Origin of the sequence: uncultured Campylobacter sp. (genome assembly GCF_938039205.1) — a bacterium.
Taxonomy (GTDB): Bacteria; Campylobacterota; Campylobacteria; order Campylobacterales; family Campylobacteraceae; genus Campylobacter_A.
The window spans coordinates 1-10,127 of the sequence record NZ_CALHVM010000034.1 but is presented as its reverse complement, the minus strand read 5'-3'; the positions used below and the strand labels follow the sequence as shown (position 1 = coordinate 10,127).

General features: G+C 47.2%; 9 protein-coding genes. 2 read left to right on the top strand and 7 right to left on the bottom strand.

Annotated elements, in window-relative coordinates; genetic code table 11:
• Nucleotides 1-878 precede the first annotated feature (878 nt).
• On the top strand, nt 879-2,453 hold the full coding sequence (locus tag Q0394_RS04920) for a Na+/H+ antiporter (RefSeq protein WP_298945767.1): 1,575 nt from the start codon (nt 879-881) through the stop codon (nt 2,451-2,453).
• 43 nt (nt 2,454-2,496) lie between these two features.
• Here Q0394_RS04920 and Q0394_RS04915 read toward each other — a convergent pair whose 3' ends face one another.
• From Q0394_RS04915 to Q0394_RS04885, 7 genes are all read right to left on the bottom strand, one after another.
• Complete coding sequence (locus tag Q0394_RS04915) at nt 2,497-3,306, bottom strand: class I SAM-dependent methyltransferase (RefSeq protein WP_298945766.1); 810 nt, start codon at nt 3,304-3,306, stop codon at nt 2,497-2,499.
• Nucleotides 3,303-4,049, bottom strand: coding sequence for an ABC transporter ATP-binding protein (locus Q0394_RS04910; RefSeq protein ID WP_298945765.1), 747 nt, complete (start codon nt 4,047-4,049; stop codon nt 3,303-3,305). The genes Q0394_RS04915 and Q0394_RS04910 overlap by 4 nt, the downstream gene beginning before the upstream one ends.
• The gene (locus Q0394_RS04905; protein WP_298945764.1) at nt 4,049-5,050 is read right to left on the bottom strand and encodes an iron ABC transporter permease; all 1,002 of its coding nucleotides are present in this window, start codon (nt 5,048-5,050) and stop codon (nt 4,049-4,051) included. Before Q0394_RS04905 ends, Q0394_RS04910 begins: the two co-directional genes overlap by 1 nt.
• A gap of 10 nt (nt 5,051-5,060) precedes the next feature.
• On the bottom strand, nt 5,061-6,116 hold the full coding sequence (locus Q0394_RS04900) for an ABC transporter substrate-binding protein (protein WP_298945763.1): 1,056 nt from the start codon (nt 6,114-6,116) through the stop codon (nt 5,061-5,063).
• Nucleotides 6,117-6,245: 129 nt separating this feature from the next.
• A complete protein-coding gene (locus Q0394_RS04895) occupies nt 6,246-6,599 on the bottom strand; it encodes a TonB-dependent receptor (RefSeq protein WP_298945762.1) in 354 nt (117 codons plus the stop codon).
• Nucleotides 6,600-6,630: 31 nt separating this feature from the next.
• Nucleotides 6,631-7,374 carry a TonB-dependent receptor gene (locus tag Q0394_RS04890; RefSeq protein ID WP_298945768.1) on the bottom strand — a complete coding sequence of 248 codons (744 nt, stop codon included), beginning with the start codon at nt 7,372-7,374 and terminating at the stop codon, nt 6,631-6,633.
• Nucleotides 7,271-8,215 (bottom strand): TonB-dependent receptor plug domain-containing protein, encoded by a 945-nt coding sequence (locus Q0394_RS04885; RefSeq protein WP_298945761.1) that lies wholly within the window; start codon nt 8,213-8,215, stop codon nt 7,271-7,273. Before Q0394_RS04885 ends, Q0394_RS04890 begins: the two co-directional genes overlap by 104 nt.
• Before the next feature lie 288 nt (nt 8,216-8,503).
• Here Q0394_RS04885 and Q0394_RS04880 point away from each other — a divergent pair, with 288 nt between their 5' ends.
• Nucleotides 8,504-9,949 carry an aldehyde dehydrogenase family protein gene (locus tag Q0394_RS04880; RefSeq protein ID WP_298945760.1) on the top strand — a complete coding sequence of 482 codons (1,446 nt, stop codon included), beginning with the start codon at nt 8,504-8,506 and terminating at the stop codon, nt 9,947-9,949.
• The last annotated feature ends 178 nt before the right edge of the window (nt 9,950-10,127 follow it).

Here is a 10,127-nt window from a genome sequence, read left to right as displayed (position 1 = left end):
TTTTAAATAGCGAGCGGTTTATGGCCGCTCGCTAGCTTGATTTGCTTTCATTTAAATTTGATCCTAATTTATATTGCTTAACTAAAAAAACCAAATTTAACTATTTTTATCCACCCGCACGAACGCCCAGTGCATAAACTCTTGCCTCGGTTTATATTTGCCGCTTTACAATCAACCTTGATTATAAATTCATTCGCGTAGCTAGTTTTAACAAGCCATCGTTGAAGCTGGGCACCTTTTTGTCCCAATGCTCGGCAATTTTTTTGCCAAAGCAGAGCAAGTCTCGGGCTGTTTTTGAAATTTGGCTTTGAAAAATGGGGCAAGCCGCCTAGCATTGCCCGATGAATAATGAGTACAAATATGCCGTTATCTTGGGACTAAAGCTATAAAAGCTAAACATTAAGCAAATCAAGATATAATTTTACCCCAATCCCAGGTAGACGTCCGAGCGCTTTAAGGAGTACGTCAGAAACGCCCGTGTAGGGCAACTCACCGAGAGTTCGAATCTCTCTAGTCGCTATTTTTAAATCTATTAAATTTACTTGACCTTAAGAAGCAGATATGAAAATTTTGCTCTTAGGCGCTAGCGGAAGCCTTGGCGGCTACGTTATAGGCGCACTCCAAACTCATACATAGACTCAGCCAAGATCATAGAAAACTAAGCTCTTGACTACACGCTGATATGTCCGCAGTGATTTAGTAGCATTGATGAGATAGGCTACGAGGTCACGAGCTGGGCAAAAGTGGAGAAATTTAAAAACGAAAACGCCCAAATTTCAAGAATATCTATCGCAAATTTGGTCAAAAGATACCTAACTAGCGGCTTTGGCATAAAAGATAGCCTAGGCATCAACAAAAAATAAATTTAAAGGAAAAAGATGATTGAACACTTACTGCTATTTTTGGCTTTGCTAGCTATCATTATCGCTTTAGTGATGATCTCAAACAGCCTAAAAGTAGCCTATCCGGTGCTTTTAGTTTTGGGCGGTCTTACCATTAGTTTTGCGCCAAATTTACCCACCATTAGGATCGATCCAGAGCTTATTTTCATCATCTTTTTACCACCGCTTCTTTACGAGGCCGCATGGGCAAACTCGATAAAAGAGCTATATAAATGGCGCCGAATGATCGGAAGTTTTGCATTTATCGTCGTTTTTATCAGCGCAGCAGCTGTTGCCGTGATAGCAAATTTAGTGATCCCTGGCTTCTCGCTCGCCCTTGGCTTCATGCTTGGCGCTATCGTCTCGCCACCAGATGCGGTGAGCACGGCTGCGATCCTTAAATTTGTCAAAGCACCGCGCAGGATCAGCGCTATTTTAGAAGGCGAGAGCCTTTTAAACGACGCATCATCGCTCATCATCTTTCGCTTTGCCGCAGTGGCTGTGACTACTGGGCAGTTTGTCTGGTATAAGGCGGCTGCGAGCTTTGTCTGGATGGTAGCTGGCGGTGTTTTGGCCGGTCTTGTGGTGGCGCTAGCGGCCTACTTTTTGCATAGGATCTTGCCAACTGATGAGAACAGCGATACGATCATGACGATCACTACGCCTTATATCATGTATATCTTGGCTGAGGAGCTTGGCGCGAGCGGCGTTTTGGCGGTGGTTTGCGGTGGACTTTATCTCTCGACAAAACGAAACGAAATTTTCACCGCTTCAACAAGAATCCACGCTGTGCCCGTTTGGAACAACTTTATCTTCTTGCTAAACGGCCTTGCCTTTACTATGATCGGCCTTGATCTACCTCAAATTTTAGACGGACTAAAGCATAGTGGCGTATCGCCACTTGAGGCGCTATCTTACGGCGTTTTGGTAACTGCCGTACTCATCGTCATTCGTCTCATGGCATCATATGGAGCCGTTTATATCACGATGTTTATGAAGCGCTTTATCAGCGTGGCGGGCGATCGCAACCCAGGCAAAGCGACGCCGTTTATCGTCGGCTGGGCAGGTATGAGAGGCGTAGTCTCGCTGGCTGCGGCGCTCTCTATACCCGCCATGGCTGGTAGCGAGCCATTTCCGCACAGAGATCTCATCTTGTTTATCACCTTTGTCGTTATCTTGCTAACGCTCGTAGTTCAGGGACTAACTCTGCCGCTACTTATAAAAAGTGTCAAATTTCCAGACTTTAACGACCATATGCCAAACGAACTAGCCAGAATCAAGATAAAAAAGGCGATCGCCGAGGTTTCGCTTAAATTTCAAAGCGAGAAATTTTGCAATGAGGAGAATTTCTTGTTTCAGAAGCTCAAAGAAGTTTGGAATTTCGAGCTTTCAAATGAAAATTTCGAGATCAGCGACGAGGTCAGGCAGACCTATTTTGAGATCCTAAATAAGCAGCGAAAGGCGCTTCTCGAGCTAAACAAAGACCCAAAAATCGACGAAGAGATCATCAGGACCTTTTTGTATCACATCGACCTTGAGGAGAAAAGGTGGCAGGAGCATAAAGAGCACTAAACTTGCTCAAATTTATGAGCAAGTTTAGACATATGCTTTAAATTTAGGCTCTATTTGCCTTATCCACCCGCACGAATGCCCAGTGCATAAACTCTTGCCTCGGTTTGTATTTGCCGCTGTTAAAATACTCCGCCAGCCGCGCTTCCTCCGCGCTGCTCAGCTCGCCGCCAAGCCCCCAACGCGTCTTTTGGATGAGTTCCTCGGAACTCGAAGCAGGACCTGCATGACACCGAGCTTTGATGTAGCTAAGGCTCGGCAAATAACCCATTTGAAACAAGATGTTTAAAAGATAGGCGAAGTCGGGCTTTTGCTCCACCTTGCGCCCTATCGCATCTAAAATTTCGCCGTCTACAAAGCTACCGCCAACCTTAAACGTGATATAAAGCGATTTTTTAGTCTTTGAAAGAAGCTTGCTAAGCGCGGCTTTTAGATCGTCCACCTCAAGGCAGCGCGAGGCGAAAACCACGTCGCACTCAGGCACGTCCGACCAGTCGTCCTCAAAGGCTTTTTGCGCAAATTTAACGTTTTGCGCGCCGTAAATTTGAGCGTTTTGCCTGGCAAACTCTAACATCTTAGGCGAAAAGTCGTAGCCGTAAATTTGATCCGCTTTTTTCGCCGCCAGCAAGCTTAACGCGCCCGCACCGCACGCAAAGTCAAGCAGCGTAGAGACGTCCGTAAAATCGACCTTATCTATAAATTCTTGCGCGTAGGCGCTTTTCATCACGCCCTCGTTGAAGCTCGGAGCCTTTTTGTCCCAGTCCTCGGCAAATTTTTTACCAAACGAGCTTCTCGCCTTTTGCGCCTTATAAAGCGCGTCAAAGTCGATCTCGTCGTAGTTTGAAGGTAAAATCATAATCTGTCCTCGTATCTTTCGTAGTTTATGCCGTATATTTTATCGATATTTTCGGCGTTTATGAGCTGCTCGCTGCGCCCGAAGGCTAAAATTTCGCCGTCTTTTATAAACAACGTCAAATTTGAAACAAATTTCGCGTGACGCGGGTAGTGCGTCGTCTGCACGAAGGTATAGCCCTCGTCGCCTAGAGCTTTTATCATCTCGAGCAGTTTGATTTGATTGCCGAAGTCCAGCCCGTTTGTAGGCTCGTCCATAAAGATCACTTTCGCGCCCTGAACCAGCGTGCGCGCGATGTACGCCAGCTGCCGCTCGCCGCCGCTGACCTTTGTGTAGGGCGCGTTTTTTAGATGTGCGATGCCCATCTTTTCCAGCGCCTGCTCGGCTAGCTTTTTATCCGCCGCGCTAAAGCTACAAAACATCGGCGTCCTGCACAGCGCACCCATCAGCGCGACGTCAAAGACGCTGTAGTCATATGAGGGCGCGTGCGTCTGCGGCACGTAGGCGACGAGGGAGGCGAGCCCCTTTTTGCCGTAGTCGCGCACGCTTTTGCCTGCGATCAGTACCTCGCCTTCAAATTTTAAAAATCCGAGCATTATGCGAAGCAGGGTGCTTTTGCCGCTGCCGTTAGCGCCGAGGATGCTTAGCGTATCGCCCGTAGCGACGTCAAAGCTGATGCCCTTTAGCACGGGCTTGCCCTGGTAGGCAAAGCGTAAATTTCGCACTTCTATCAAATTTTCTCGCATCAAAAGCTCCTCTTGGCGCGACGAAGCACGATGATAAACATTGGGATGCCAAACAGCGAGGTGACGATGCCGATAGGAATTTCGAAAGTAAAAATGAGCCGCGAGAAGCTATCGCAAAAGAGCAGAAATATCGCGCCGATCATCGCCGAGCTAGCAAGCACGGCGCGGTTGTCGGCGCCGAAGATAAAGCGCGCGATGTGCGGCACGATAAGCCCGATCCAGCCGATGATGCCCGCGATCGTCACGCTAAGCGCGCTAACGAAGGTCGCGACTAGGATGATGAAAATTTTAACCCGCGTCGTGTTTACGCCCAGGCTCTTTGCTTCCTCTTCGCCAAGGCTTAGCGCGTTTAGGTATTTACCGCTGAGTGCCAGCAGCAAAATGCCCGCGCACATCGGCAGGATCGAAATTTGAATAAAGCTCTTAGACGCAAAGCCGAGGCTGCCCATCAAAAAATATGTGATCGCAGGAAGCGCGTCGTTCGGGTCTGCGGCGTATTTTAGCACCGAGAGTAGCGAGGTAAAGAGCGAGCCGCTGATGACGCCGCCAAGAACTAGCACGATGACGCTGCCGCTACACGAATACAGCGCCGAGACGCCCAGCGCCACGGCCACGGCGAGAAAGCCGAAGCCAAAGGTGCTAAGCTGAATGAGATACTCGTTAAATTTGAAAAACATCCCCACCGCAGCACCAAAACCCGCGCCGCTTAAAACGCCCAGGATCGAGGGACTTACGAGCGGGTTTACGAACATCGCCTGATACGCCGCGCCGCTGATAGCGAGGCTAGCGCCGATGAGCACGCAAGCAAATATGCGCGGTAGGCGGATATCGAGCAGGAGCGTGTGCATGACCTCGAAATCTTTTAAGCTTTCGCCCCGCAACAGCGCCGTGACGTAGCGCGCGTAGTCCTCTGCGCTAAAGCCGTATTTGCCAAGCAGCAGCGAGCCCGCGACGCAAAGCGCCAGCAGTAGGGCTAAAAACGCAAACGCCCTTTTGCTCATTTTTCTTTACTCACTCCGTACCCCGTCCTAAAATTTTATAAATTTGCACGTCTGTGAGCTCAAGATCCAAAAATAGCTTATAAAACTCGCGCGTCTCGCGGACCATGTCAAATTTAAACGCCTCGGGGTAGATTAAGTTTATGAGCCATTTTAGCCCCAAAAACCGCATAAACGAAGGCGGGCGGTCAAACCACGAAAATGGCTCGCGCGGGATGTAGTGGGCTTTTTTGTTTTTCACCGCGCCCAGCAGCTGCCACTTCGGATCGCCGTAAATTTTATCAAACAGCTCTTTTTCGTAGATGAGGATGACGTCCGGGTCGTATTTTACGAGCTGCTCGAAGCTGATCTTTACCCGCCCGAAAGATTTAGCGTTTGGATCCTCGCTGCATTTATGCACATTCTGCGCACCGGCTCGCTCGATGAGCGTCGCGTGCCACGAGCCCTCGCACTCGGTGGCTAGCCCGTCGCCGCCCTGCGCGTAGTAAATTTTTACCTTTTGCAGGTTGTTTTTCTTGATGTACTCCTCGATCTGCGCGGTCAAATTTAGCGATTCGTGCGCATAATTTATGAGACGTGCGGCGCGCTCCTGTCTGCCCGTCACTTCGCCTAAAATTTCAAACCCGTCCAAGTAGTCCTCGAGCTTCGTCGCGCTCAGATAGAGCATCGGTTTTTTGATAGAGCCGAAAACCTCGCTCATTTTTTTGGTGTTGCGCGAGCTTGCGTTTACGAGGATGAGCTCGGGATTTAGGCGCAGCAGCATCTCGGCGTTTGGGATCTTACCCTGACCGAAAAAGCCACCAACGACGGGCTGCTCTTGCACCTCTTTTTTGACGTAGGGCCGCTCGTAGTCGTTCCATTCGAAATTCGTGCCGCTGATTTTAGCGGGATCGAGCGCGTAAAGCATATACAAAAGAGGCGGCGAGCTGGCGTAAATTTTAGACGGAGTGCCATGTAGTTGAGCTATGTTTTCGCTATTTTGGGCGATGTAGTCCTTGATCTGCTCAGGCGTCATCGCAAAGCAAAAACCCAAAAGCGCAAAGAAAAACAACAGAATTTTTTTAAACATTTTTTGCCTTTAGATTGATTTTGTAAAGTATAGCTAAAGAAATTTTAAAACAGATTTTATTATATAAATAGAGTTAAAAATTTTAGGCGGACCGAGCATTTTTCGAGCGATCCGCCTTGCAAATTCTAATTAGAATTTATATCTTAAATTCGTGAAAAATACCCTTCCCTCTTCCGGATAGCCTTCTGCGTATTCGTAGTTTTTATCAAACAAATTTGATATGCCAGCTTCCACACTTAGGCTTTCGGTAGGTTTGTAGATAAATTTGACGTTTGTAGTACCAAAGCCGGCTAGCTTTGTCACTTCGTAAGAGTTTGAGTAACGGCTCGAGATCATATACTGCGATGCGTAAATGCTAAATTTAGGCACGATCTTGTAGTCTACGTAAGCAAAAGCCTTGTGTTTAGGTATGTCGTAAACTCTACTATCCGCACCGCTTTTATATTTTGCGCTGATATAGGTGTAGTTGCCGCCTAGCTCCAAATTTTGCCCAGCAAAATATGTCGCGCCGAGCTCAAAGCTTGTATTCGGCTTTATCTACGTTTATGGCTTGAGCTAGCTTTTTGCCGCCTACGATGATGTTGTGCTCGACGATAGCGTCTTTGACCTTAGAGTAAAATATCGCCGTCTCCAATCTCAAAGCCTCGCCGAAGCTTCTTTGATAGCCGACTTCGTAGTGATTGGCGACCTCAGGCTTTAGGTATGGATTTGGCTCGTTACGGCCGAAGCGTTTTGAGTAGCGCTCTTTCATGCTAGGAAAATAGGTCTTTTTAGCAAAGCTAACGCTAAACTCGTCGTTGCCGTCAAAGCTGTGTTTGATCGCGGCTTGGTAGTTAAAGGCGTGGCGTTTGGCGACCTCAAAGTCATAAAGCGTGTTTGTAGCAGACGTTATTTTGCCGTATTCTTGAGCCTTGATCGCATCTCTAGTATCGTAGCTCACGCCCAAAATCAGCCGCGTAAAATCGGTAAATTTGTAGGTGTTTTCCAGCGCAAAGCTATAGGTTTTATCCTGATACGTCTGCACCGGCTCGCCGTCGTCGTGCTCTTTATGCTCGTCAAATTTATAGTTAAACGCAAATTTTAACGTATCTCTATCGCCGATATCGCCGCCTATCTCTGTGCCAAATCCATAGCCTTTATCGCGGTAGTGGCTGTTAAATGCAAAAGGTTTGATGCCGTTTAGGTCGTTTACAAATTTGTCGTAAAAGGCTTTGGTGTTTATATAGACTGTTTTCAAACTGCGTGTGAGATAGCCAATATATGCTTTCTTTATCCCATTTCGGCCATTCCCAGAAGCGTTTTGCCATGTTGTATCTGGCGTAACGGCCCGTATAGTACGGCTGCTCTTTTTCGCCTTTTTGATTGATATAGGCGATCGCATATTCGTCGGTCTCGTTTGGCGTGAAGCCGAATTTTATATTAAATTTCTTATCTCGCTGCACGGAGTTATCGCGTCTGCCGCCGTCCTCGTTGTTATTTGCGTCGCCTTTAAATTTACGCGACATCTGCTGCCCCATATCCTCCATAAAGCTGCCGCCTGCTTGTACGTAAAACAGCTCCTGCTTGCTACCGACGTTTAAATCGACGTTGTTGCCGTAGGTTCTGCCGCTTCTGCCCGCCTCAAAGCCGTAGCCTAAATTTCCTTCAAGCTCCTTGCTCGGCTTTTTAGTGATTAAATTTATCGCGCCGCCCATAGTGTTTGGACCGTAGAGTACCGAGCTTGAGCCCTTTGAGATATCGATCCTGCTTAGATCGAACGTGCTAAACCTGCCGTAGTCCGCGTTGCCGTCGTAAGGCACGTAAACCGGAATTCCGTCGATAAAAAGCGGCACTCTGCGCGAATCAAAACCGCGAACGTAGAAATTTTGCTCGGCGCGCGGGCCTTTTTTATCCACATAAATGCCGGGCGTGCTGTAAGCGACCTGCGAGAGACGCTTTATCTCGTCTTTTTGCATCTGTTGCTCATCGACGGTTACGACGTTCGTGTCGCTTTTTTGCACGCCAGGGGCGTTTTCTACGACTTCAACTTGCCCTAGCGTAAATACTTCGCCGTGCAGGGCCATCGCAGCACAGCAGGCGATCAGGCCAATCCTTTTCATTAGCAACTCCTTGAAAATGAAATTTTTATTATATATTTTGTAAAATACGTTTTTAATGAAGTTAATATTATCGAAATATAAAAAAATAATTTTATTTCATACATAGTTAAATTTGACTTAAAAATCGAGGTTTAAAATGAAATTTAAATTTCTACTTTGCATCGACGATACGGACGAGCTCGGCGGAGAGCTTTACCTGCAGGGTCTTTCTGGAAACTGGGCAAATTTAATATACGGTAAAATTTTCTAGTATATAATCAGGCTTTAAAACCTAACAAGGAAAATATCGTGAAAGAATACAAACTATATATAGACGGCAAATATGTAAGCTCAAGCGCCGGCACTATCGTAGACAGCATAAATCCCGCCGACGGTTCGGTGTTCGCCAAAGTGCACATGGCTAGCAAAGAGGATATCGAGCTAGCCATCGCAAGCGCGTATAAGGCGCAAAAGCTTTGGGCAAAAACGACTCCTCGCGAAAAGGAGGCCGTGCTTTTAAGGGCGGCTGAAATTTTTGAAAAAAGAGCTGATGATATTAGGGATATATTGATGCGCGAAAGCGGCTCAACGATCGCAAAATGCAACTTTGAGATTAGCGTCGTTAGCGATATATTCCGCGTTGCGGCGGGTGAGGCTAGACGCGTAACGGGACAAACTTTAGTTTCAAACGACGATGGGGTTTTTTCGTATGCCGTTCGTCGTCCGCTCGGGGTAGTCGCCGGCATTTCGCCGTTTAATGCGCCGATGATTCTAAGTAGCAAAAAGTTTGCCTTTGCGATAGCGGCCGGAAATAGCTTTGTATTAAAACCATCGTCAAATACGCCAGTTTGCGGCTTGGTATTCGGCGAAATCCTACAGGAGGCCGGTTTGCCAGCCGGCATACTAAATATCGTTCCGTACTCAAGTAGCGTGCTTGGCGAAACGTTTCAAGAAGATAAGCGTATATCTATGATAACGTTTACGGGATCGACCCAGGTCGGTAGGCATATAGCTCAAAGCGCGGCGAAAAATATGAAAAAATGCACCCTTGAGCTGGGTGGGAAAAGTCCCGTTCTGGTTCTCGAAGATGCGGACATTAACTATGCCGTAAATACCGCGTTTTTCGGTATCTTTATGCACCAAGGTCAAATTTGTATGGCAGGCTCGCGCATCATAGTGCATGAAAAAATTTATGACGATTTCGTTTCCAAATTTACGGAAAAAGTTAAAATTTTACAAGTCGGCGATCCGACCGATGCGCGCACTATTATCGGGCCGCTTATCGAGCGTAAACAATGCGATTTTATCGATGATTTGGTTCTCGATGCAAAGAAAAAAGACGCGCGGGTACTAACGGGCGGCACGAGCAAAAATAACTTTTATATGCCGACCACCGTCGCAGACGTTACGCCTGATATGAAAATCTTTTCAACCGAGGCGTTTGGGCCGGTCGTGGCTATTATCAAAGCGCGGGATTTAGATGAGGCCATAGAGCTAGCCAATAGCACGGATTATGGACTAAGTGCGACCGTCATCACTCAAAATGTCGCGAACCATCTGCGCTGCGCCGAGGAAATAGAGACCGGAATGCTCCACGTAAACGGTCCCTCGCTGCAAGATGAGGCGCATATTCCCTTCGGCGGAGTAAAAATGAGCGGGCTTGGTCGCGAGGGCGGGCATTTTTCTATCGAGGAGATGACCGAGCTAAAATGGATCACCGTCGAAGGCATGGGAAATCATAAATATCCGTTTTAAATTTAGCCGGTTACAAGCTAAATTTATTTAGTTTAGCTTGTGAAGATTTGTTTTGGGCCGGTTTTAATCCGCTTGAATTTAGTAGTAGCCAAGAACAACAAAAGCTCGCCTAAATTTGACGAGATCGCAAACGCTATGCGAGAATTCTTTGCATCTCCCATTTTGATATAACGTGGAA